Source organism: Sulfitobacter sp. M22 (assembly GCF_021736025.1).
Lineage (GTDB): Bacteria > Pseudomonadota > Alphaproteobacteria > Rhodobacterales > Rhodobacteraceae > Sulfitobacter > Sulfitobacter litoralis.
This window is the reverse complement of the sequence record NZ_WMEC01000001.1, coordinates 2,897,600-2,920,106: the sequence shown is the minus strand read 5'-3', so window position 1 is coordinate 2,920,106 and position 22,507 is coordinate 2,897,600. Positions and strand designations below refer to the sequence as shown.

Below are 22,507 nucleotides of genomic sequence, written 5' to 3'. Positions count from 1 at the left end.
TCAGCCGCAGCCAACTTACCGACGCTTGCGCAAGGGCCGTGCCGCGTGAAACAGTTTAAACCGCGCATCGCCGCCGATTTCTTCGACATGGGCGAAACGGGTTTTCAACTCTGCCTCATAGGGCAGATGACGGTTTGCCACCATCCACAGTTTGCCTTGAGGCGACAGAATGCGGGCGGCCGTGGCAACAAAAGCCTGTCCGATTTGTGGTTCAGCGGCGCGTCCGATGTGAAACGGCGGGTTCATGATGACGCCGTCCAACCGGTGCGGCGGCTCCCAGCTGGTGGCATCCTCCCAATGAAAAGACGCGCGGTCATCGGTGACATTGCGGCGCGCGCATTCAAGCGCCAGATGCCCTGCCTCAACGACATATAGGTTTTTGATAGCCGGCCGTGTCAGCGCGTGCGCCGACAAAAAGCCCCAACCGGCCCCCAGATCGGCGACCTCGGCCCCCAGCTTTTCGGGCAAGGCATCGACCAGCAACGCTGACGCCAGATCGACGCCATCCGCAGAAAAAACCCCCGGTGCAGTCCAAAAACCGCCCTCTGTCAGTTCGGGGCCCTGACGCCAATCGGTAAAGAATTCTGCTGCGGGCTCAGAGATCCAGAACATCTTGCCATGTGCCTTGGAAATCGGGCCCTGCACCGTCACGCGGTCGCGCATTTCGCGCAGGACACTATCGGCACCGTCGGTCTTTTGTCCGTCGATCACAACGATCCCGTCACAGACCTCGCAGGCGGCGGCGATGACAGCGCGGGCTTCGGCCTTGGCGCGTGGCAAGCAGACGATACAGGCCGCATAGCGGTCCTTGATCGTGCGCACGACATTATAGCCGCGTGCCGCCCACGCGTCGTAATCAGGCTTAAAGCCATGGATGATCTGAACGCGGTCCTTATCAAGGCCGGGCAAATCACTGTCACGGGGGGGCTGAAAGACGGCAATCGTCCCTTCAGCGGGCAACTCAAGACCACCGCCGTCAAGCGCCAGGTGCAGGCGTGCATCAATCACGTGTTATTCTTCTTTTTCCATAGTGCATTGCAGCGGGTGCTGGTGACGTCGGGCGAAATCCATCACTTGCGCGACCTTGGTTTCGGCGATCTCGTGGCTAAACACACCCACGACCGCCAGCCCTTTTTTATGCACGGTCAACATGATCTCGAAGGCCTGGGCGTGGTTCAGCCCGAAAAAGCGTTCAAGAACGATCACCACAAACTCCATCGGGGTGAAATCATCGTTCAACAGCATCACCTTGTACAAAGGCGGCCGCTTGGTCTTTGGTTTGGTCTTGGTCAACAGATCGGTTTCATCGTCGTCCCGATCTTTGCCCGCCATCATAAGATCATCAAGGCGCATTGCTGCTCCTGCCTAAGAAGTCGTTTCAAGTGAGTCGTATAGGCGTCTATATAACCCTAAAGCAGAATTAGAAAAGAGGGCGCGCCAAAGATGGGCAATCCGCTAACGACCATCGGTTTTGATGCCGATGACACTTTATGGCACAACGAACGTTTCTTTGCTTTGACACAGGTCAAATTTGCCGAACTTCTTGCCGATTATACAGACCGCGATAGCCTGATGGACCGGCTGCTTGAGGCAGAGCGCCGCAACATTCCGCACTACGGTTTTGGTATCAAGGGGTTCACCCTGTCGATGATCGAAACCGCAATCGAGGTCACCCAAGGCCGCGTGCCTGCCGACGTCATTTCTCAAATCCTCGCGGCGGGCCGTGATATGCTGGCGCATCCGGTCGAATTGCTGCCTGATGTCTGTGAAACCCTAGAGGCGCTGCAAGACATCTATACTCTCGTGCTCGTGACCAAGGGCGACCTGCTGGATCAGGAACGCAAGCTTGCTGAGTCCGGACTGCGCGGGATGTTCAGCGCGATAGAGATTGTGTCGGACAAAACCCCGCAAACCTACCAGCGCATCTTTGACAGCCACGGCGACGGTCCGGCCCGTGGCATGATGATTGGCAACTCGATGAAGTCAGACGTAGTGCCGATGATTTATGCGGGCGGCCATGGCGTCTATATCCCGCACGGTATCACCTGGGCGCTGGAGCACGCCCCCGCGCCAAGTGATTCGCCCCGCTTCCATCAGATCGCCCGACTGTCCGAGGTGGCAAAGCTCCTGCCCTGAACTTTGCTGGATTTTCGCCGCACCTTCGCTGCGTTCTCGCCCAACTCCCGCCACATTCCTGCCGCAATCCCCTCTATAGTGGCGGAAGATTGAACATACGCTACATGTGCTGCCCAAAAATCGCCGCTTTTGCCCAGCCCGTCACATTGGACGGGTTTATCGAAAATTCGTCCTATGATACGGTGACCTCAATAAAAATGGTCAGTCGAAAAATCGGCGGCTTAGGCAGAGCAAAGGCAGTTGTTATGAGAGTGCGGCGTGTGCAGCCAGCCCGGTTTGGGCTATTCATCCTTGCGGCTATATGGATCCTGATGATCTTGCCGCTCAGCGCAATGGCGGCCCCTTATGCCGCTTATGTTATCGACGCCCGTACAGGCGAAGTGCTGCATTCCCAAAACGCCGACACCCGTCTGCACCCGGCCTCCCTCACCAAAATGATGACACTTTATATCGCATTCGAGGCGATTAAACGTGGTGAGATCTCGCTGGACAGCAAGGTCAAGATCACCAGCCACGCCGCGTCCGAGCCGCCCAGCAAACTAGGGCTGAAATCGGGTCAAACCATCTCCCTGCGCTACTTGATCCGTGCGGCTGCCGTCAAATCTGCCAACGACGCCGCCACCGCCATCGGCGAGGCGATCGAAGGCTCCGAGGCAAATTTTGCACGCCGCATGAACCGCACCGCCAAAGCGCTCGGCATGACCAACACGACTTTCAAGAACGCCCACGGCCTGACAGAATCCGGCCACATGTCTACCGCACATGACATGACCATCATGGGCCGCCACCTGCTGTATGATCACCCCGAATACTACAACCTGTTTTCGCGCATTACAGCCGATGCCGGCGTCCGCAAAGTCAGCCACACCAACCGCCGCTTTCTCGGCTCCTACAAAGGCGCTGACGGGATCAAAACGGGCTACACCCGTGCCGCGGGCTTCAACCTCACGGCCTCCGCCGAACGGGGCAATGAACGGGTGATCGTGACAGTATTTGGCGGCACCTCGACCAGTGCGCGTAACGCCAAGGTAACCGAGCTGATGGATCTGGGCTTTCGCCGCGCCCCGTCTAGCGCGCCTTTGAACAAACCCTCAAAACCGGCCTATGCCGACATCGAAGACACGCCTGTCGCCTCCAACGGAGGGGCTGGCAAAGTCATCCGTCTTGTGGGCGCGGTCACCAGCTCCAAACGCCCGACCTTGCGTCCGGGTCACCAGGCTCAGGTCGTTGTCGCAACCGCCGAAGCACCGCAAGCGACCTCGCCTATTCTGAATGCCGACATCACCGCAGCACTGCAAGAGGCGCAGAAAACCGCGCCAGCCATCGTCGCCGCGGCCCCTGCCCCCGAACCCGAAGCAGAAACCCTGCTCGCCGCTGTCTCTGTGCGTCCGACCCTGCGCCCCTCTGCCGCCGCATCGCTGGTCGAAACAGCCGCTGTCAGACAGATCACCCCCAAAGCGCCCCCCGCACCCGAAGTCATCACGCGGGTTTCCACCTCTGGTGGCCGTCACTGGGGCGTCAACGTGGGTCGTTATCCCAGCCGCTATGCCGCAGAGAAAATCCTGCTAAAGACCGCTTTGGCCGAAATCTCGACCCTCGACGGGAGCCTGCGCAAAGTCGTGCGTCGCCCGCAGGGGTTCGACGCCAACTTCCTTGGCATGACCCGCGAGACAGCCGATCTGGCCTGTCGCCGTCTGGTCGCACGTAATGTGAACTGCTTTATGATCGGGCCAAGCTCCTAAGCTTGGCCTGCTCAGGTCGTCGCCTGCAACAAGGTGCGCGTATAGTCTGACTGCGGATTGTCATAAAGCGTGTCAGCGTCGCCGTATTCGACCACATCCCCCCGTTTCATCACCATCACCTTATGCGACATCGCGCGCACGACCTTGAGGTCGTGGCTGATGAACAGATACGCCAGCCCGTATTTGCGCTGTAGATTGCGCAGCAGGTCCACGATCTGCACCTGCACGGTCATGTCCAGCGCCGAGGTCGGCTCGTCCAGCACCAGCAGTTTGGGCCGCAGCACCATCGCCCGCGCAATCGCGATCCGTTGACGCTGACCGCCGGAAAATTCATGCGGATACCGGTCCATCGTGGCAGGGTCCAACCCCACCTCGATCATCACATCATGCACCAGCTCACGCGGGTTTCGGTCCGGGTCGACCTTATGCACGCTCAGCCCTTCGGCGATGATCTGCATACAGGTCATCCGCGGCGACAAGCTGCCAAACGGGTCCTGAAACACGATCTGCATATCCTTGCGCAGCCGCCGCAACTGCCCCGTGGACCAACTGCGCACGTCCTGCCCCATAAAGCTGATCCCCCCTTCAGAGGAGATCAGCCGCATGATGGCCAATGCCAGCGTCGTCTTGCCAGAACCGGATTCGCCGACGATGCCCAAGGTCTCTCCGGCACGCACAGATAAAGAGGCGTCATTGACCGCCTTCACGTGATCCACGGTCTTGCGCATGAACCCCTTCTGGATCGGGAACCAAACCTTCAGATGGTCGGTGCTGGCGATGACTTCGGCATCGTGTGGCACAGGGTCGGGGCGGCCCGATGGTTCGGCCCCTAGTAGCTTGATCGTATAGGGGTGCTGCGGGTTCTCGAAAATCTCGTTCGTGGGGCCGTGCTCGACGATCTCGCCCTGTTTCATCACGCAGACGCGGTCCGCGATGCGACGCACGATTCCCAGATCATGGGTGATGAACAGCAGGCCCATGCCCTCGCTGTCTTTTAGCTCTTTCAACAGACCAAGGATTTGCGCCTGAATGGTTACATCCAGCGCAGTGGTCGGTTCATCCGCGATCAGCACGTCGGGTTTGTTGGCCAGCGCCATCGCAATCATCACACGTTGCCGTTGCCCACCCGACAGCTGGTGCGGGTACGCCCCCAGCCGGCTTTCAGCGTCAATGATCCCGACCTTGTCCAGCAGTTCAAGGATACGCGCCCGCGCCTCCGCCCCCGCCACGCCCTGATGCAGCGCCAGTGATTCCGACAGCTGTTTCTCGATCGTGTGCAGCGGGTTCAACGATGTCATCGGCTCTTGGAAGATAAAGCTGATGTCATTGCCGCGCACCTTGCGCAGCAGCTTGCCGCTCGCGCCGACCATCTGCTGCCCGTCATACAGCACCGATCCAGACACCTCGGCACTGTCGCCCAACAGCGATACGGTGCTCAACGCCGATACGGATTTACCCGAGCCGGACTCCCCCACCAGCGCCACGGTTTCCCCGCGCTGCACGGCAAAGCTCACGCCCTTGACCGCATGGGTCAACGCACCTTCCTGACGGAAGGACACGCGCAGGTCTTCAACTTGCAGCACCGCAGTGGACGGGGTCGAAGGCGTCATGAGAACGTCTTTCTCGGGTCAAAGGCGTCGCGGATCCCTTCAAAGATAAAGATCAGCAGCGACAGCATGATGGCAAAGGTGAAGAACGCGGTGAACGCCAGCCAGGGCGCTTGCAGGTTCTGTTTGGCTTGCAAGGTCAGTTCGCCCAAAGACGGTGCCGACGACGGCAGGCCGAAGCCCAGAAAATCAAGGATCGCAAGCGTGCTGATCGTGCCGGTAATGATAAACGGCAGCATCGTCAGCATCGCGACCATCGCATTGGGCAGCATGTGGCGGAACATGATCGTCATATTCCCCACCCCAAGCGCGCGCGCCGCACGCACATATTCAAGGTTCCGCGCGCGCAGGAATTCGGCCCGCACAACACCCACAAGCGATGTCCAACTGAACAGCACCAGCAAGAATACCAGCAGCCAGAAACTACGCCCCAGAATGGCGAACATGATGATGATCACATACAGCGACGGGGTCGAGGTCCAGATTTCGATCACGCGCTGGAAAATCAGATCGGTCCAGCCGCCAAAGAACCCCTGCACCGCCCCTGCGATGATCCCGATCAGCGATGCGGCACCGGTCACAATCAGGGTAAAGATGATCGACAACCGGAAGCCATGAATAACCCGCGCCAACACGTCACGTTTGGTACCATCGGTGCCCAGCAGGTTCTGCCCGTTCGGCGGCAGCGGGGCCGCGCCGGGCCGGTCCACGGCGGTATTAAAGCTATAAGGGATAGGCGGCCAGATCGACCAGCCCGCCGCAATCGCCTCGCCCGCGACGTCACCATCCTGCGCGTCTTCGATGATCCCCTCGGGGTCGTCCAGACAGTCGATCAACCCGCCCGAGGCGATCAGACATTGCACTTCGGGGTCGCGGTAGACCGCTTCGGTCAGGAAATCGCCGCCGAATTCGGTCTCGGGATAAAACTTGAAAATCGGCATGTAATAGTCGCCGCGGTAGTTCACGAGGATCGGCTTGTCGTTGGCCACGAATTCAGCGAACAGCGAAATCCCGAACAGGATCGCGAAAATCCAAAGGCTCCAATAGGCGCGACGGTTACGGGTAAAGTTCCGCCAGCGGCGTTGGTTCAGCGGGGATAGCGCCATCGGGTTCAGCCCTCGCGTTTTTCAAAGTCGATGCGTGGGTCGACGACCACATACATCAGGTCAGACAGGATACCGACCACCAAGCCGATGAGGCCAAAGATGAACAGTGTGCCGAAGACGATCGGATAATCCCGTGCGACCGCCGCTTCGAACCCCAGACGGCCCAAGCCATCAAGGCTAAAGATCGTTTCGATGATCAGCGACCCGCCAAAGAACACGCCGATAAACACCGCTGGAAAGCCCGCGATCACGATCAGCATCGCATTGCGGAATACATGGCCGTACAACACCTTACGCTCTGACAGACCCTTGGCCCGTGCCGTGACGACATATTGCTTTTTGATCTCGTCGAGAAAGCTGTTCTTGGTCAGCAACGTCAGCGTCGCAAAGGCCGAGATGGTCGAGGCCAGCACCGGCAAAGTGATGTGCCAGAAGTAGTCCGCGACCTTGCCCAGGGGGCTTAACTGGTCAAAATTGTCCGAGGTCAGCCCCCGCAGCGGGAATATCTGCCAGTAGGACCCGCCCGCGAACAGCACCAGCAGCAGGATCGCGAACAGAAAGCCCGGAATCGCATAGGCAGCGATAATCGCGCCCGATGTCCATGTATCAAAGGCCGTGCCGTCCTTGACCGCCTTGCGGATACCAAGGGGGATCGACACCAGATAGGCAATCAACGTGGACCAAAGCCCCAACGTGATGGACACCGGCAGCTTTTCCTTGATTAACTCGATCACGCTGATCGACCGGAAGTAGCTGTCGCCGAAATCGAACCGCATGTAATTCCACAGCATGTTCACGAACCGCTCTACCGGTGGTTTGTCGAAACCGAACTCTTTCTCAAGCTCTGCGATGAATTCGGGCGGCAATCCCCGTGCACCTACGTAATTCTCGTTGCCGCCGGTATCGACCGCGTTGCCCGCATCCGATCCCCCGCCCGAGAACCCTTCAAACACGTCACCACCGCCCTGAATACGCGCGATCGCCTGCTCAACAGGGCCACCCGGCACAAACTGCACCAGTGCAAAGTTGATCAGCATGATCCCCAGCAAAGTCGGAATGATCAGCAACAGCCGTCGAAGAATATATGCGCCCATGACCGGCGTTTACCTCAGTGCGCCCGCAGCGCGCAAGGCGTCTGCTTTGTCCGTGTCGTACCACCAGAAATCGAGATAGCCTAAAGCGTAAGCCGGCTGCGTTTCGGGGTGGTCGTACTGGTCATAATAGGCCGTCCAGAAGCTGTCGTTATACCAGGTCGGGATCATGAAAAATTCGTACCGCAGCGCCCGATCCAGCGCCATAAGGCTGGCGTCCTCTTCCTCTTTCGTGTTGGCCGCCAGCGACGCGGTCACGATCGCATCGACCAGCGGGCTGGCAAGCCCCGCAGGGTTGAACAGCGAATAGGCGGCCGCCTCTGACCCATAGCGTTGTTCCAGCCCGGTGCCCGTGCCCAGAAACGCACCATAGCTGTCATAAACCATGTCATAATCGCGGTCGCGTTCGCGGGCCGTGTATTGGGAACTGTCGACTTTCTCGAGCACGGCATCAATGCCCATGTTCTGCAAATTCGACATAAAGTTTTCGACCACCGCCGACAGCGTGGCCGATCCAGACGAGTTCAACAAAAACCGCAGCTGCAAGGGTTTGCCCTGCGCATTATAGCGTTTGCCGTCATCGCCCACGGCCCAACCGGCCTCGTCCAGCAGTTTCATCGCGCGGCGCAAGTTGCGACGGTCCGACAGGCGGCTCGCATCCGACGTATGCGGCACTACGGCGTCTTGCGTCAGCAGTTCGGGCGGCACGACATCGCCAAGGCTTTCCAGCAGCGCCAGTTCGGCCCCTTGGGGCGTGCCCGTGGCCATCAGCGGGGTATCTTGGGTAAACGATGCACGCGGTTTAAACAGCCCGTATTGCAGCGATTCATTGGTCCATTCAAAGTTGAACCCCAACGCTACGGCCTCGCGCACGCGCTTGTCTTGCAACACCTCGCGGCCAAGGTTGAACACGATGCCCGAGGGCGTGGGCGGCGACCCGTCGGGAATATCCTCTTTCACCACCTGCCCTGCGGTCACCTTGGGGAAGTCGTAGGATGATGCCCATTGTTTCGAGCTGCCCTCGGTACGGAAGGTATATTCACCCGCCTTAAAGGCCTCGAACGCGGAATTTTCATCGCCGAAGTATTCCACGCGGATTTTATCAAAGTTGTTGCGGCCCACGTTGAACGGCAGGTCCTTGCCCCAGTAATCGGGGTTGCGCTTGTAGACGATCCGACGGTTCACATCGATGCTGTCGATCATATACGGGCCAGACCCGGGCGAGGTTTCAAGCCGCGATTCGTCCAGCCGCGCGCCGGTTTCCTCGTACCATTTTTTCGACCATGCAGGCACACCGCCGACCTGTTCGATCAGGCTGCGGCGCGACACGCCGGGGCTGAAATAGAACTTGATGGTGTAATCGTCGATCACCTCGACCTCGGGGATCAGCTTGCGCACTGCATCGGCATAGGATTTCAGCCCCTGATCCAGCAGCAGGTTGTGGCTGAAGGCGATGTCATGGGCCGTCACCGGATCACCGGTCGAGAATGTGGCGTCCTTGCGCATGTGGAACACCACCCAGTCCTTGCTCTCGGGGTATTCAAGGCTCTCGCACAGCAGGCAATAGGCTTCGCCGTAAACATCGGCGGGCACGGTCTCTCCGCCAACGCCCTCGCCCAACAGGCTTTCGTACATTACCGTGCTCAGCGCGCCGCCGCGGCCCTTGCGTGAATAGGGGTTCATCGAATCAAACGTCCCAAGCGTCGAGATTGAAATCTCGCCGCCTTTGGGTGCGTCGGGATTCACATAGTCGAAATGGGTGTAATCGGCGGGGTATGTCAGATCGCCATAAAAGGAATAGCCATGCGCGGTGATGATATCGCCGCTGCCTTGTGCGGCATCCTCCTGCCCCCAAGCTGTCCCGCCCAGCATCGCCACCCCAAAGACAAGTAAAGCCGCGCCAGCGACGCGCAGCATGGGGGTTTGCGATTTTGTGTCAGCACGGGCATGGGTCCGGGGCATCGGGCGTATCCTTTATAACAACGGGCGTTAGGCGGTGGTCGCCGCGGCAGATGACTGCCGGATACACGCTAACGGCCCGACCGCCCAAGTTACAAGTTGCGAATATGTTACCTGACTGAAAACAGGGCACTTCACAGCAAAAGGCCGCCCACGAGGGGGCGGCCTTGCATTCGGAATATAGGATGGATCAGTTGTCCAGGCTGTCGAGATAGGCGATGACATCTGCCCGGTCTTCGATCTTGGGCAGACCTGCAAAACCCATCGTGGTGCCCGGTGCAAAACCCGCAGGCTTGGTCAGGAACGCGTTCAGGTTTTCAGGTGTCCATGTGTCCGCGGCTTTCTCAAGCGCGCCGGAATAGGATGCATACCCGTCAGCGGAATCAACCGGACGCCCGACAACACCGTAAAGGTAGGGACCAACCGCATTCGCACCGTCTTCGGCCTTGTGACAAGCGGAACATTTACGGAAAACCTTTTCGCCTTTGGACGGATCGGCGGCCGCCATAATCTCGGCAAAATCGACTTCTTCTGCGGGCTCTCCACCAGCGGAGGCATCAGCCACTTCAATCACATAGCCCTGTTCGCCATGCGAACCCGCATTATAAAGCTCTTCGCCCGCGAATTTGCCAAGCAGAAGGACAAGCCAAGCGCCAAACAGGCCGGCAGCGATTTTGGTAACGGTCATTGTATCGAACATGCGTGAAGGTCCATCGTTGGTATTCGGGCATCGTATTGCAGGCGTATCTATTGCTTTCCCTTCGTCGGGGCAAGGTGTAGTTACCGCGACCAAACGCCATAGTTGGCAACGGCTTGAAGAAGGATGCCCCTAATGACCCATAAAACCGCGCCGCGCATCGCGTTTCAAGGCGCTTTGGGGGCCTATAGCCACGAAGCCTGCCTGCAAGCCCGCCCCGACATGATCCCCGTGCCCTGCATGACCTTCGAAGGGGTGATCCGCGCCGTGCGCGAAGGCCGCGCCGATCTGGCAATGCTGCCGGTCGAGAACTCTACCTACGGGCGCGTCGCGGACATTCACCGGCTTTTACCACAAAGCGGGCTGCGTATCATCGGCGAGGCATTTGTGCGGGTACGCATCAGCCTGATGGCCCATGACGGTGTGAAGCTGGAAGACATCAAACACGTGCGCGCGCATATGGTGTTGATCCCGCAGGCGCGCAGCTGGCTGGACGCCCATGGCATCACCTCAGAGGCAGCGGCGGACAGCGCGGGTGCGGCGGCGGATCTTGCGGTGTCGGAGGAACGCGATGTCGGTGTGCTGGCAAGCGAGGTCGCGGCGGATATTCACGGGCTCAAGGTGCTGGCCCGCGACATCGAGGATCTGGATCATAACACCACGCGCTTTTTGCTGATGTCACCCGAGCTGGACCAGACCCGCCGTGCGGACAATATGCTGACCACCTTTGTCTTTCAGGTGCGCAACATCCCCGCAGCGCTTTACAAAGCTATGGGTGGTTTCGCGACCAATGGCGTCAACATGACCAAGCTGGAAAGCTATATGGCGGGCGGGTCGTTCACGGCGACGCAGTTCTATGCCGATATCGAAGGCCACCCCGAAGACCCCGCCGTCGCCCGAGCGATGGAAGAACTGGAACACTTCACCAATGTGATCGAGATTCTAGGCGTCTACCCCGCGCATCCCGACCGCCACGGAAAATAAGCGCGTCAAACCCCTTAGCGGGGTTTGTGGTAGCGTTCGTCCATGTCCTTGGCGTAGTCGCCGACGCGTTTCTTGAACTTCTTGGTCAGCGCGTTTTTGGCCAGCTTCAACGACTGCACCAAAAGACGCGCCGACAGGTTTTGCGGCTTGAGGTCAAGTGCCACCATGATGCGGGTGCGGCTGCGCGACAGTGCGACCAGATCAAAGCTCATATCGCCGGTCAGCCCCTGCGACCGGGTTTCTAGCTTCATCTCTGTCGGGCGTTCGAAACGGTCCATCTCGACCTGAAGCGCGCGGCGCTTGCCGCGCATGTCAAAGGCAGCTTCCCACAGCATCCCCACCCCCGGTTCTGCTAACTGGTCCACGCGCTGGACCTCGGCACCGCGGCGCATGGCGGCACGTTCGAACTGGTCAAATTCGCACAGCATGTCGAATACCGCATCAATCGGCGCGTCGATGTCTTCTTTGGTGGAAAATTTCATGTTCTGCCTTGTTCGTCGTCTTTCCCGAAGGTTGCCTTAATCCAGCGTATCCGCAAGCCAGTTTTGCAGCAAGAAATGCGCGATTGCCCCTTTGCGGGCCGGTTTGATTGTGGGGTGCTGTCCGGCGAAGACATCCATCATCTCTTCTTTGGTGACCCACATCGCCGCTTCGATTTCCTTGGGGTCGATGGTGATCTCGCTGCTGGTCGCCTCTCCGGCGCAGCCGAACATCAGCGAGGCGGGAAATGGCCAAGGCTGGCTGGCAAGGTAGCTGACGGTGCCAACCTGAACACCGGCCTCTTCAAAGACCTCGCGGCGCACCGCGGCCTCCAGCGTTTCGCCCGGTTCGACGAACCCCGCCAAAAGCGAGAACATACCCTCGGGCCAGCCCGGCGACCGGCCCATCAGGACAGAGTTGCCATGGGTAATCAGCATGATCACAACCGGATCGGTGCGCGGGAAATGCGAGGCGCGGCAAGCGGGGCAGTTGCGTTGCCAGCCTGCGTCATTCACCACCGTTTCAAACCCGCAGCGCGCGCAGTACCCATGGCTATCATGCCATGCCAAAATCGCCTTGCCCGTCGCGGCCAGTTCGGCGTCGCGCGGGGTGAGCCATGTCATCACCTGACGCATTTCGACAAACACAAAGTCGGGCGGCAGCATCGGGTGGCGCTGTTCGCTTTGATCCACAAAAGACCCCAGCTGGCGCGGATCGAATATCTCGTCCGGCATCCACGGTGACAGGTCATAGGCAAAGCGCGCAGCACCGTCTTCGCGCCCCAGCAAGATCGGGGCGGAACCGGCATCGGCGAGTGCGGGATGATCCAGTGGCAAACGCACCAAAGACGCGGGGCGCGCGGGGTCGACCAACACCTTGCCGCGCCAGAACAGAATGGCGCGGGTGGCATCATCTGCACGCAGTGCGGCCACGGCGTCTTTGTCGGCGCGGACCTCTCCGGCACGGTCCAGCGCGGACCCTCCGAAAGTCACCGTTTCAGCGTGCTTCATGCGTATCCTCCCGATTGCGTGGTACATGCCTATTGGCCAATTCCAGCGATGCCAAGGCTGCATGATCCCCCTGCCCGATAAAAACGCATAGGGAAAAACGCCTTTGGGTCCGTCTTGCATCCCACCGGACCCTATACTATATGGGCGGTGAGAGGTTGGTGCGGGCAGGTGCCTCGCCAACCCGGTCAGATCCGGAAGGAAGCAGCCGTAACGAGACCCACTTGGGTCGTTATCAGCCTCTCACCCCTGCGTATTTTGCAAGGCAAAATACGCGTCGCCCCGCAGGGTCATCCAAAGGATGGCACGAGAGGGGCAGCCCACCCCGCCTTAACAATATCTGCTTATTGCCCCTGCCCCGATGTATTTGATCATCGGCATTTTGGCACGGCCGAAAGCAACAGGTCAGGTTACCCATGGGTAACTTAACCTGTTGTTTATAATAGTTATTTTTTCGTTATGGCACCGAACGCTCTTACAGTTGCTCTGCGGCAAAGGTATCGCATTGCCCGACCTGACCGCTGTCAAACCCGCGCTGGAACCAGCTTGAACGCTGCTCGGACGTGCCATGGGTAAAGGTGTGCGGCTGCGGGACACGACCGGCCTGACGTTGCAGGTGGTCATCGCCGATCTTGCGGGCGGCATTCAATGCCTCGTTCAGATCGCCACGCTCCATCAGACCCTGAACGTTTTTGGCCCATATGCCGGACAGGCAATCAGCCATCAGTTCAAGCCGGACCGCCAGCGCATTCGCCTCAGCGGTGGAGGACTGGCGACGCAGCGCATCAACCTGAGGCAGGATACCCAATTCATTCTGCACATGGTGGGCGACCTCATGCGCAATGACATAGGCGGCGGCGAAATCCCCGCCTGCCCCCATGCGCTGCGCCAGAAGATCAAAGAATTGCGTGTCGATATAGGCTTTTTCATCCGCGGGGCAGTAGAACGGGCCCGTCGCACCAGAGGCGCCGCCACACGCGCTTTGCGTCACATTTGAAAAGACGACGAGCTTGGGCGGCACATAGTCACGGCCCAACTGCTGTGGGAAAATCTCGCCCCAGACGTCTTCTGTGGTGGCCAGAACCTGTGCGGTAAATTGCGTGGCTTCGCCGTCACTTTCAGACACGGGTGCGCCCTGCTGGGTTTGCGGCGCGCCCCCACCACCAAGCAAGGGTGATACGTCTATTCCGGTAAAATACCCGATTGCCAGCACGGCCAGAACGCCGACGATCCCCAGACCGCCCGCACGACCGGCACCCCCACCGCCCCCGCCGCGGCGCACCTCTACGTTTTTGCTTCGTCTGATGCCACGCAACCGCATAATTCTGTCCCCGCTGTGTCAAATATTATTGTCAGCGTAACGCGCGAGGCGCACAATAGTTTAATGAATAAAAGCAATGAACTGGCCGAGAACCGCACCGATTGGGCCGAAGACCGCACGATTCTGGCGAATGAACGCACCTTTGCGGGATGGATGCGCACGGGGATGGCGTCGCTTGCCGTAGCGATCGGGCTTAAGGCGGTGTTTGGGGATTTCGACCCGACATGGGCCGCGAAAGCCGTCGCCTCGATCTTTGTCGTGGCGGCGGTCTATATCTTCTGGGCGGCCCATGATGCGGCGACCAAGACGCTGGACCGGCTGAACGACCACCATGCCAATGCGCAACCCAATGCGCGGATGAAGACACTTGCGGTGATTTTCAGCTTTGCCTCGGTTGCGGTTGGCGGCATCCTTTGGATGCTCTAGGTTCAGGGCCTTAATCGAATCTTGCAGGATCGTCATGACAGCACCCTCTGCCTATCGCGTATTGGCCCGCAAATACCGGCCTGAAACCTTTGCCGATCTGGTCGGGCAGGACGCGATGGTACGCACGCTGAAAAACGCGTTCGAGGCGGATCGCATCGCGCAGGCGTTCATCATGACCGGCATCCGCGGGACCGGTAAAACCACCACGGCGCGGATCATCGCCAAGGGGATGAACTGCATCGGGCCGGACGGCAATGGCGGGCCGACGACAGACCCCTGCGGTGTTTGCGAACATTGCGTCGCCATTATGGAGGGCCGCCACGTCGACGTGATGGAGATGGATGCCGCATCCAACACCGGCGTCGGCAACATCCGCGAGATTATCGACAGCGTGCATTACCGCGCGGCCTCGGCCCGGTACAAAGTCTATATCATCGATGAGGTGCACATGCTGTCGACAGGGGCGTTCAACGCGCTGCTGAAAACGCTGGAAGAACCGCCCGAGCACGTCAAATTCATTTTTGCGACGACCGAGATCCGCAAGGTGCCCGTAACCGTTCTGTCGCGGTGTCAACGGTTCGACCTGCGCCGGATTGAACCCGAGGTGATGATCGCGCTAATGCGCAAGATCGCCACGGCGGAGAATGCACAGATTGCCGATGACGCGCTGGCGTTGATCACCCGCGCCGCCGAAGGGTCGGCGCGCGATGCGACGTCGTTGCTGGATCAGGCGATCAGCCATGGCGCGGGCGAAACAACGGCCGTGCAGGTGCGCGCCATGCTGGGGCTGGCGGACCGCGGGCGGGTGCTGGACCTGTTCGATATGATCCTGCGCGGCGATGCGGCCGGCGCGCTGAACGAGCTGGGCAACCAGTATTCGGATGGGGCCGACCCGATGGCCGTGCTGCGCGATCTGGCCGAGATCACCCACTGGGTATCCGTGGTCAAGATCACCCCCGATGCCGCCGAAGATCCCACCGTTTCCCCCGAAGAGCGCACCCGCGGCGTGAGCATGGCCGAGACCCTGCCGATGCGGGTGCTGACCCGTCTGTGGCAGATGCTGCTGAAAGCGCTGGACGAAGTCGCCAGCGCCCCCAACGCGATGATGGCCGCCGAAATGGCAGTGATCCGCTTGACCCATGTGGCCGATCTGCCCAGTCCGGAAGAACTGGCGCGCAAGCTGGCCAACGCCACGCCGCCGCCTGCCTCGCCACAAGGTCCGGGCGGGGGTGCCGCGGTGCCCTCGGGGAATGGATCGACCGGCGCAATGGGCAGCCAGCAGATGTCGGGCGGGCCTGCGGGCGGCGCGACGATGGCAGCACTTGCACCGGCCGTGTCCTCGGCGCTGGCCCAATATCCGAGTTTTGAACATGTGGTCGAACTGATCCGCAGCAACCGCGACGTCAAGTTGCTGGTGGAGGTCGAAACCTCGGTCCGCCTTGCCGCCTATCAACCGGGCCGGATCGAATTCACCCCAACAGATACCGCCCCCCGCGATCTGGCGCAGCGCCTTGGCACGCGGCTGCAACTGTGGACCGGCAACCGCTGGGCCGTGACCATCGTGGGCGACAGCAGCGCAAAAACCATCGCCGAGATCCGCGACGCCAAGGAAAACGCGCTGAAATCGCAGGCCGAAAACCATCCGCTGATGCAGGCCGTCATGGCGAGCTTTCCGGGGGCCAAGATCCTGTCGATCCGCACGCCGGAGGAAATCGCCGCCGCCGCTGTGTCCGAAGCGCTGCCCGAGGTCGAAGACGAATGGGACCCCTTCGAGGACGACTGAGCCTGCCGGTCTCGTCGCCGCCTCTCTGGCCTCTGCCCCCTTGTCGGACCGCGGCAAAGACCGCATATACATAGGCAAATATAGCTACAGGAGACGACCACATGCTTAAAGGTTTGGGTGCCATGGGTGACATGGCCAAAATGATGAAAACCGCGCAGCAGATGCAGGGCAAGATGGCCCAACTGCAAGAAGACATGCACAATATCATCGTCGAAGGTGAATCCGGTGCCGGTCTGGTCAAGGCGACCTGCACTGCCAAGGGCGAGCTGAAGTCGCTAGATATTGACCCGTCGATCTTTAACGGCGACGAGAAAGAAGTCGTCGAGGACCTGATCCTCGCCGCGATCAAGGACGCGCAGACCAAAGCTACGGATCGCGCCCAGTCCGAGATGAGCAAGCTGACCGAAGGCATGGGTCTGCCCGCGGATATGAAGCTGCCGTTCTGATCCTTCCAAATGGGGTTAAATCCTCGCCGAAGGCATTAGAACTCTTTCACACCAACGCCATGGGGGTCCACGGATGAGCAGCACACGCGACATTGATGCGCTCATCGACCTGATGGCGCGCCTGCCCGGATTGGGGCCACGCTCGGCCCGCCGGGCGGTGCTGCATCTGATCCGTAAACGCGCGCTGTTGCTGACCCCCTTGGCCGATATGATGCAGACCGTGGCGGCGACGGCGCGTGAATGTATCAACTGCGGCAATGTCGGCACCACGGACGTCTGCGATATCTGCACTTCGGAAAAACGCGCCAATGGCGAGATTTGCGTCGTCGAAGATGTCGCCGATCTATGGGCGATGGAACGGTCCGGCGTGTTCAAGGGGCGGTATCATGTGTTGGGCGGCACGCTGTCGGCGCTGGATGCCATTGGTCCGCAGGAATTGCGCATACCACGCTTGATCGATCGTGTGCGTGAAGATGCCGTATCCGAGGTTATTCTCGCGCTCAACGCCACCATCGACGGGCAAACCACGGCGCATTACATCGCCGACCAGCTGGAAGGTCAGGTGCGGTTGACGTCACTGGCCCAAGGGGTGCCCATCGGCGGCGAGCTTGACTACCTCGACGACGGGACGATCACTGCGGCGATGCGGGCGCGCAAGTCGCTCTAGGGCTTTAAGCCATCTTTAATCTTTTTGCGCTGCCAAGCGCTGCCGCATCTGCGCAAGTTCGATCAGGGCTGCGTCGCGCTCTGCCTCCAGCTGGGTAATGCTGCGGCCTGCGGCTTCGGTGTTCACACCCTCTACCAGTCGCGCGCGGGTGTCGGCGTCCAGTGTGGGCGAGCCTAAGCTGTCCCAGCGTTTTTGCTGGCTTGGCCCCAAGTGTTCGAGATAGCCCGCCATGCCCCCCACGCCCCCGCCAAGGTGATAGGCCATATGCGCCCCCAAGACCGACCAGCGCAGCCCCGGCCCGTTGACCAGCGCCATGTCCACCGCGTCGACATCCGCGATGCCGTCGGCAACGATATGCACCGCCTCGCGCCACAGGGCCGACGACAGACGGTTGGCAATATGCCCTACCGCGTCTTTTTTCAATCGCACGGGGGCGGAGCCGAGACTGCGGTAGAATGCTTCGGCCCAGTCGACCACTTTCGGGTCAGGGCCATAGAGCTCAACCAGCGGCACCAGATGCGGCGGATTGAACGGGTGGGCGGTGATCAGACGGTCGGGGGAGCGCATCCCCGGTACAAGGTCCGACCACGGGTGCGCCGAGGTGCTGGAGGCGATGATCACATCGCGCGGCACCGCCGCTTCGATCTGGGCATAAAGCCGGTGTTTCAGCGGTATGTTTTCGGGCGCGTTTTCCTGAATCAGGACCGCGCCTCGAAGAGCGTCCTCTAATCTGTCGTGGACGGTCAGGCCGCCCTGCGGTGCCGTACCCGTCTTGATCTGTTGCAGCTGCGTCAAAGGCCCCGCCACGCGGGCGGTAAACCCGCCGCGGGCACCCTTGTCGGGATCCCATGCGCGCACGGTGTGGCCGGCATGCTGAAACAGCGCCGCCCAGCTTGCCCCGATCAGCCCGCATCCCACGATCGCGACACAGCAAGGGGCCACAGCCGCAGCGTCCTTAGTCAAGCGACAACACCGTTTCTGCGCCGTTTTCCAGCACGTAGACGCAGCCCTGACGGTTCGAGAGTTGGCCCAATTCGTCGCGGCTAAGACCACAAAGCGCACCACGCAAAAGCTGCCCGCTGAGCCCGTGGGCAACGATCACGGTGGGTTCGGTCAGCGTGTCGACAAAGGCATTCACCCGCGCCTGAAACACGTCAAAGCCTTCGCCATCGGGGGCGGCGCAATAGAATTCCATATGCGGACTTTGCGGCGTGATGCCTTCGGGGAGGTTCTTGAAGATATCGGCGCGCAGGTGTCCTTCCCAGCTGCCGGCGAAAATCTCTTTCAGGCGATCGTCGGTCTGGTAGTCCCGCCCGCCGAGCGCGATATCCGCAGTCTGGCGCGTGCGTTTGAGCGGCGACACGATGCAGGGTGGGTTCTGCGCAAGGATCGGGGCCATCAGTTCGGCCTGTTGCTGCGCGTGGATCTTGCCCCGTTCAGACAGCACGGATTCGGTCTGGCCTTGCACCCTGCCCTCTGCGTTCCATTCGGTTTCGCCGTGTCGCAGGAACCAGACTTTGGGGTAGGATTTCATGATGGCGGGCCTTTTATCGTGTTGAGCTTTCTAGCACTTTGGCTCAAGCGCCCGCAGAACGCCACCCACACAAAAATCAAGCAACAGATCGCGATATGCTAAGGGACTGTCGGGCACTTCGCTTTGCGCCAACCCTGCGATGCGGATGCCGCTTGCGACAATAGAAACCATCGAGGCCACGGTCAGCGACAACAGCGCGGCAAGCTGGTCGCGGCCGGCATCGGGGCATAAACGCTCCATCTCGTCGAGGTAGACGGCGGCGACACGATCATACAGCGGGCCGGCTTCGAGATAGTAGCGTTCGTCGGACACGATCCGCGCCACCAATTGCGCATAGGCGCGCCATTGTGGATCCCCGCGCGAGGCGATTTCGAGGTAGGGCGTTACATAGGCGTCGATCAGGGTTTCCAGCGTCAGTCTTTCGGTCGCTTTCAAAGCGGACAGCCTGGAGATACGCAGCGCATTCAAGGTTTCGACCCGGCGTTTCAAAACGGTCAGGAACAGTTCCTGTTTCGTGCCCCCGTGAAAGCCGACAACGCCAAGGGTCACGTCGGCCTCTCGGGCAATCTGGCGAATGCTGATCGCATCAAAGCCCCGTTCGGCAAAGCAACGTTCGGCGGCATCAAGCACCCGCTCGCGGGTAATCTCGCCTCGGGCGACGCGCCCGTCTTTGCTTGTCCCGTCTTCCCTTCGGTCAGTCATGACAGCACGGCCCCTTCAGTCAGGTCATATGGTCTATTGATCTGCATCCTGCGCAGTCTGGCAGTATCGGAATATGCCCTGCGTCTTTTATTATTGGTCGCATCGTGTTGTTTTACAAACGCTATCAATGTCCCAGCTTTTCAGGTCGTTAAGAGCGAATTCGGCAGCGCTTAGCGGTATCTTAACGTGTTTGCGACCCGAATTTGTAAAGAATCAGCTATTACCACAGGGAACCAGCGCCCGATGGTTGAACCAGCGAACAGAGCGACACGGCATAGGCTAAGCCGCCGAACCTGCACGTGTATCACCGAAAACACTTTCAACTTGATTAACAGTATAGGGCACGAGGTGATTCGTTTTGCATTCATCCGTTCCGCGCTATGTGAGGGCGCGATGGTTATCCTGCGCCCTTCGCCGCCGCGCAGTGTACTTTCCCCGCCCCGGAAGCGCAGTGGAGGTGGATATTTCAAACTAAGTGTACTATCGCATACCAAACTTTAGGAAAGGCTGGATACCATGGCTGATACGCAGACACCCGACATCATTTACACACAGGTCGACGAGGCCCCCGAACTGGCGAGCTATTCGCTGCTGCCGATCATCCGCAGCTTTGCCGATGCGGCGGGCGTTTCTGTCGGCACCCGTGATATTTCCTTGTCGGGGCGCATTCTCGCGGCCTTCCCCGACGCGCTGACCGATGCGCAAAAACAGTCTGACGATCTGGCGATCCTGGGCGACCTGGTGAAGACGCCCGACGCCAATGTGATCAAGCTGCCGAACATTTCGGCGTCGGTGCCGCAGCTGGTTGCCGCGGTTAAGGAACTGCAGGGTCAGGGCTACGCGCTGCCCGACTATCCCGAAGCCCCAAGCACCGACGCGGAAAAGAAAGCCCGTGCGGCCTATGACGCGATCAAGGGCTCTGCTGTGAACCCTGTTCTGCGCGAGGGTAACTCTGACCGTCGTGCGGCCAATGCGGTCAAGAAATACGCGATGGCGAACCCCCACTCGATGGGCACATGGTCCAAGGACAGCAAAACCAAAGTGTCCTCCATGTCGGGCGGTGATTTCTTTTCGAACGAGAAATCGCTGACGCTCACCGACGCGCAAGCCGGTGCCGCGAAAATCGTGCATGTCGGCGCTGACGGGTCCGAGACCGTGTTGAAGGACGGCGTTTCTTTCCCTGCGGGCACTGTGGTCGACACCACGTATATGTCTGCCAAGGCGCTGGATAAATTCCTGGCCGAGCAGATCGAAGAGACCCAAAAAGAAGGCACATTGTTTTCGTTGCACATGAAGGCGACGATGATGAAAGTGTCGGACCCGATCATCTTTGGCCACGCTGTGCGTGAATACCTGAAGCCCGTGTTCGACAAATACGGTGACGAGCTGAAGGCGGCGGGTGTGAACCCGAACGCAGGCATCGGCGACATGATGGAGCGTATTAAGGACAACGCCGAGATCACCCAAGCCGTCAAAGACGCGATGGATGCACGCCCGCCGATGTATATGGTGAACTCCGACAAAGGGATCACCAATCTGCACGTGCCATCCGACGTAATCATCGACGCGTCCATGCCCGCGCTGATCCGCGCCGGCGGCAAAGGCTGGGGCCCCGACAATAAGGAACACGACACCAACTGCGTGATTCCTGACAATTCATACGCCCCCGTCTATGAAGAAAGCATTAATTACTTCAAAGAAACCGGCGCGCTGGACCCGACCACGTCGGGCACTGTGCAGAACATCGGTTTGATGGCGCAGAAAGCCGAGGAATACGGGTCGCACCCCACCACCTTTGAAATTCCGGCTGACGGCACCGTGAAAATGATCGCCGCCAATGGCGACGTGATTTCCGAGCACAGCGTCGAGGCGAATGATATCTGGCGCGCGGCGTCTGCCCGTAAGGCCCCGATCGAAGACTGGGTACAGCTGGCCATCGACCGTCAGAAAGCCGAAGGCTGCGAAGCGATCTTCTGGCTGGACGAGAACCGTGCCCATGACGCAGAGCTGATCGCCTATGTAAAGCCGATCCTTGAAGCCAAGGGCGTGGCCGACAAGTTCCAGATCATGTCCCCCGCCAAGGCCACGCGCCAGACGCTCGAGACGATCCGCAAGGGCGAGACTTCGATCGCGATCACCGGCAACGTGCTGCGCGACTATCTGACCGACCTGTTCCCGATTTTGGAACTGGGCACCTCGGCCAAGATGCTGTCGATCGTCAAGCTGATGCAGGGCGGTGGCCTGTTTGAAACCGGTGCGGGCGGGTCCGCCCCCAAGCACGTGCAGCAGCTGGTTGAAGAAAACCATCTGCGGTGGGACAGCCTGGGCGAATTCTGTGCGTTGGGCGAAAGCCTGAAGTTCCTCGCGGACCAGAAGGACAACGTCAAAGCGGGCATCTTGGGCAAAGCGGTAGACGCCGCGACCCAAGGCATTCTGGACAATAATAAATCGCCATCGCGCAAAGTGGGCGAACCGGACAACCGCGCCAGCCACTATTACTTTGCCCTCTATTGGGCACAGGCGCTGGCAAGCCAGAGTGACGACGCCGCATTGGCCGAACATTTTGCCCCCATCGCGGAAAAACTGGCCGCGAATGAGGACAAGATCATGGCCGAGCTGGCCGAGGTTCAGGGCAAAGCGGTCGATCTGGGGGGCTACTTCCATTCCGACCCCGCCAAGACCGAAGCGGTTATGCGCCCCTCGGCCACGTTGAACGCCATCATCGGCTAAGGGTCACCTAGTTCAAGGCCGTTGCGCCCCGTCCTTTTACCGAAGGGCGGGGCGTTTTCATGTCTGCCCGCTTTTGGTCGGTGCAGATC

The 22,507-nt window shown here is 59.9% G+C and carries 21 protein-coding genes and 1 other RNA gene; 9 read left to right on the top strand and 13 right to left on the bottom strand.

Annotated features, from left to right (window positions below):
• Positions 1–15 precede the first annotated feature (15 nt).
• Both GLP52_RS14275 and clpS read right to left on the bottom strand, forming a co-directional pair.
• Positions 16–1,008 carry a class I SAM-dependent methyltransferase gene (locus GLP52_RS14275; protein ID WP_237271189.1) on the bottom strand — a complete coding sequence of 331 codons (993 nt, stop codon included), beginning with the start codon at positions 1,006–1,008 and terminating at the stop codon, positions 16–18.
• 3 nt (positions 1,009–1,011) lie between these two features.
• On the bottom strand, positions 1,012–1,353 hold the full coding sequence (gene clpS / locus GLP52_RS14270) for an ATP-dependent Clp protease adapter ClpS (protein ID WP_005850026.1): 342 nt from the start codon (positions 1,351–1,353) through the stop codon (positions 1,012–1,014).
• Positions 1,354–1,443: 90 nt separating this feature from the next.
• Here clpS and GLP52_RS14265 point away from each other — a divergent pair, with 90 nt between their 5' ends.
• Positions 1,444–2,136: an HAD family hydrolase gene (locus GLP52_RS14265; RefSeq protein WP_237271188.1), complete on the top strand. Its 693-nt coding sequence runs from the start codon at positions 1,444–1,446 to the stop codon at positions 2,134–2,136.
• Between the two features lie 245 nt (positions 2,137–2,381).
• Positions 2,382–3,878, top strand: a complete 1,497-nt coding sequence (locus tag GLP52_RS14260; protein ID WP_093731686.1) for a D-alanyl-D-alanine carboxypeptidase family protein — start codon at positions 2,382–2,384, stop codon at positions 3,876–3,878.
• An 11-nt stretch (positions 3,879–3,889) separates the two neighbouring features.
• Here GLP52_RS14260 and GLP52_RS14255 read toward each other — a convergent pair whose 3' ends face one another.
• From GLP52_RS14255 to GLP52_RS14235, 5 genes are all read right to left on the bottom strand, one after another.
• Positions 3,890–5,488 (bottom strand): ABC transporter ATP-binding protein, encoded by a 1,599-nt coding sequence (locus GLP52_RS14255; protein ID WP_237271187.1) that lies wholly within the window; start codon positions 5,486–5,488, stop codon positions 3,890–3,892.
• On the bottom strand, positions 5,485–6,591 hold the full coding sequence (locus GLP52_RS14250; RefSeq protein ID WP_237271186.1) for an ABC transporter permease: 1,107 nt from the start codon (positions 6,589–6,591) through the stop codon (positions 5,485–5,487). Before GLP52_RS14250 ends, GLP52_RS14255 begins: the two co-directional genes overlap by 4 nt.
• A gap of 5 nt (positions 6,592–6,596) precedes the next feature.
• Entirely contained in the window at positions 6,597–7,685 is a 1,089-nt protein-coding gene (locus tag GLP52_RS14245) for a microcin C ABC transporter permease YejB (protein WP_093731683.1), read from the bottom strand.
• Positions 7,686–7,694: 9 nt separating this feature from the next.
• The gene (locus GLP52_RS14240) at positions 7,695–9,644 is read right to left on the bottom strand and encodes an extracellular solute-binding protein (protein ID WP_237271185.1); all 1,950 of its coding nucleotides are present in this window, start codon (positions 9,642–9,644) and stop codon (positions 7,695–7,697) included.
• Between the two features lie 187 nt (positions 9,645–9,831).
• Positions 9,832–10,341, bottom strand: a complete 510-nt coding sequence (locus GLP52_RS14235; RefSeq protein ID WP_237271184.1) for a c-type cytochrome — start codon at positions 10,339–10,341, stop codon at positions 9,832–9,834.
• 132 nt (positions 10,342–10,473) lie between these two features.
• Between GLP52_RS14235 and GLP52_RS14230 the strand changes: the two genes are divergently transcribed.
• On the top strand, positions 10,474–11,322 hold the full coding sequence (locus tag GLP52_RS14230; RefSeq protein ID WP_237271183.1) for a prephenate dehydratase: 849 nt from the start codon (positions 10,474–10,476) through the stop codon (positions 11,320–11,322).
• Positions 11,323–11,336: 14 nt separating this feature from the next.
• Here GLP52_RS14230 and GLP52_RS14225 read toward each other — a convergent pair whose 3' ends face one another.
• Positions 11,337–11,804, bottom strand: a complete 468-nt coding sequence (locus tag GLP52_RS14225) for an SRPBCC family protein (protein ID WP_237271182.1) — start codon at positions 11,802–11,804, stop codon at positions 11,337–11,339.
• 36 nt (positions 11,805–11,840) lie between these two features.
• Positions 11,841–12,812: an NAD(+) diphosphatase gene (gene nudC, locus GLP52_RS14220; protein ID WP_237271181.1), complete on the bottom strand. Its 972-nt coding sequence runs from the start codon at positions 12,810–12,812 to the stop codon at positions 11,841–11,843.
• Positions 12,813–12,960: 148 nt separating this feature from the next.
• Here nudC and ffs point away from each other — a divergent pair.
• Positions 12,961–13,058, top strand: an RNA gene (gene ffs / locus GLP52_RS14215) — signal recognition particle sRNA small type.
• Positions 13,059–13,284: 226 nt separating this feature from the next.
• On the opposite strand, the gene ypfJ is transcribed toward ffs, so the two are convergent.
• Positions 13,285–14,130, bottom strand: a complete 846-nt coding sequence (gene ypfJ / locus GLP52_RS14210; RefSeq protein WP_237271180.1) for a KPN_02809 family neutral zinc metallopeptidase — start codon at positions 14,128–14,130, stop codon at positions 13,285–13,287.
• Between the two features lie 63 nt (positions 14,131–14,193).
• Between ypfJ and GLP52_RS14205 the strand changes: the two genes are divergently transcribed.
• The 4 genes from GLP52_RS14205 (at position 14,194) to recR (ending at position 17,452) form a co-directional block, all read left to right on the top strand.
• Entirely contained in the window at positions 14,194–14,556 is a 363-nt protein-coding gene (locus tag GLP52_RS14205; RefSeq protein ID WP_093731676.1) for a DUF202 domain-containing protein, read from the top strand.
• A gap of 34 nt (positions 14,557–14,590) precedes the next feature.
• Positions 14,591–16,339: a DNA polymerase III subunit gamma/tau gene (locus GLP52_RS14200; RefSeq protein ID WP_237271179.1), complete on the top strand. Its 1,749-nt coding sequence runs from the start codon at positions 14,591–14,593 to the stop codon at positions 16,337–16,339.
• A gap of 101 nt (positions 16,340–16,440) precedes the next feature.
• Positions 16,441–16,785, top strand: a complete 345-nt coding sequence (locus tag GLP52_RS14195) for a YbaB/EbfC family nucleoid-associated protein (RefSeq protein ID WP_005850050.1) — start codon at positions 16,441–16,443, stop codon at positions 16,783–16,785.
• 73 nt (positions 16,786–16,858) lie between these two features.
• Positions 16,859–17,452 carry a recombination mediator RecR gene (gene recR / locus GLP52_RS14190; RefSeq protein WP_237271178.1) on the top strand — a complete coding sequence of 198 codons (594 nt, stop codon included), beginning with the start codon at positions 16,859–16,861 and terminating at the stop codon, positions 17,450–17,452.
• Positions 17,453–17,467: 15 nt separating this feature from the next.
• Here the strand turns inward: recR and GLP52_RS14185 are convergent, their stop codons facing one another.
• Genes GLP52_RS14185 through GLP52_RS14175 form a run of 3 tightly spaced genes read right to left on the bottom strand, consistent with a single transcriptional unit; the run spans position 17,468 to position 19,688 of the window.
• On the bottom strand, positions 17,468–18,415 hold the full coding sequence (locus GLP52_RS14185; protein ID WP_237271177.1) for a 3-hydroxyacyl-CoA dehydrogenase NAD-binding domain-containing protein: 948 nt from the start codon (positions 18,413–18,415) through the stop codon (positions 17,468–17,470).
• Positions 18,408–18,986, bottom strand: a complete 579-nt coding sequence (locus GLP52_RS14180) for a histidine phosphatase family protein (RefSeq protein WP_093731672.1) — start codon at positions 18,984–18,986, stop codon at positions 18,408–18,410. Before GLP52_RS14180 ends, GLP52_RS14185 begins: the two co-directional genes overlap by 8 nt.
• 30 nt (positions 18,987–19,016) lie before the next feature.
• Positions 19,017–19,688 (bottom strand): TetR/AcrR family transcriptional regulator, encoded by a 672-nt coding sequence (locus GLP52_RS14175; protein WP_093731671.1) that lies wholly within the window; start codon positions 19,686–19,688, stop codon positions 19,017–19,019.
• 516 nt (positions 19,689–20,204) lie between these two features.
• On the opposite strand from GLP52_RS14175, the gene GLP52_RS14170 reads away from it, so the two are divergent.
• Positions 20,205–22,418: an NADP-dependent isocitrate dehydrogenase gene (locus GLP52_RS14170; RefSeq protein ID WP_237271176.1), complete on the top strand. Its 2,214-nt coding sequence runs from the start codon at positions 20,205–20,207 to the stop codon at positions 22,416–22,418.
• Positions 22,419–22,507 lie beyond the last annotated feature (89 nt).

Bases quoted from the DNA above. Each gene is read 5' to 3' on its own strand.
- GLP52_RS14170 (WP_237271176.1), top strand. From the start codon at position 20,205: ATGGCTGATACGCAGACACCCGACATCATTTACACACAGGTCGACGAG.
- GLP52_RS14235 (WP_237271184.1), bottom strand. From the start codon at position 10,341: ATGTTCGATACAATGACCGTTACCAAAATCGCTGCCGGCCTGTTTGGC.
- GLP52_RS14240 (WP_237271185.1), bottom strand. From the start codon at position 9,644: ATGCCCCGGACCCATGCCCGTGCTGACACAAAATCGCAAACCCCCATG.
- GLP52_RS14175 (WP_093731671.1), bottom strand. From the start codon at position 19,688: ATGACTGACCGAAGGGAAGACGGGACAAGCAAAGACGGGCGCGTCGCC.
- GLP52_RS14255 (WP_237271187.1), bottom strand. From the start codon at position 5,488: ATGACGCCTTCGACCCCGTCCACTGCGGTGCTGCAAGTTGAAGACCTG.
- GLP52_RS14230 (WP_237271183.1), top strand. From the start codon at position 10,474: ATGACCCATAAAACCGCGCCGCGCATCGCGTTTCAAGGCGCTTTGGGG.
- GLP52_RS14225 (WP_237271182.1), bottom strand. From the start codon at position 11,804: ATGAAATTTTCCACCAAAGAAGACATCGACGCGCCGATTGATGCGGTA.
- clpS (WP_005850026.1), bottom strand. From the start codon at position 1,353: ATGCGCCTTGATGATCTTATGATGGCGGGCAAAGATCGGGACGACGAT.
- GLP52_RS14205 (WP_093731676.1), top strand. From the start codon at position 14,194: ATGAATAAAAGCAATGAACTGGCCGAGAACCGCACCGATTGGGCCGAA.
- nudC (WP_237271181.1), bottom strand. From the start codon at position 12,812: ATGAAGCACGCTGAAACGGTGACTTTCGGAGGGTCCGCGCTGGACCGT.
- GLP52_RS14245 (WP_093731683.1), bottom strand. From the start codon at position 7,685: ATGGGCGCATATATTCTTCGACGGCTGTTGCTGATCATTCCGACTTTG.
- GLP52_RS14200 (WP_237271179.1), top strand. From the start codon at position 14,591: ATGACAGCACCCTCTGCCTATCGCGTATTGGCCCGCAAATACCGGCCT.
- GLP52_RS14195 (WP_005850050.1), top strand. From the start codon at position 16,441: ATGCTTAAAGGTTTGGGTGCCATGGGTGACATGGCCAAAATGATGAAA.
- GLP52_RS14265 (WP_237271188.1), top strand. From the start codon at position 1,444: ATGGGCAATCCGCTAACGACCATCGGTTTTGATGCCGATGACACTTTA.
- ypfJ (WP_237271180.1), bottom strand. From the start codon at position 14,130: ATGCGGTTGCGTGGCATCAGACGAAGCAAAAACGTAGAGGTGCGCCGC.
- GLP52_RS14250 (WP_237271186.1), bottom strand. From the start codon at position 6,591: ATGGCGCTATCCCCGCTGAACCAACGCCGCTGGCGGAACTTTACCCGT.
- GLP52_RS14180 (WP_093731672.1), bottom strand. From the start codon at position 18,986: ATGAAATCCTACCCCAAAGTCTGGTTCCTGCGACACGGCGAAACCGAA.
- recR (WP_237271178.1), top strand. From the start codon at position 16,859: ATGAGCAGCACACGCGACATTGATGCGCTCATCGACCTGATGGCGCGC.
- GLP52_RS14260 (WP_093731686.1), top strand. From the start codon at position 2,382: ATGAGAGTGCGGCGTGTGCAGCCAGCCCGGTTTGGGCTATTCATCCTT.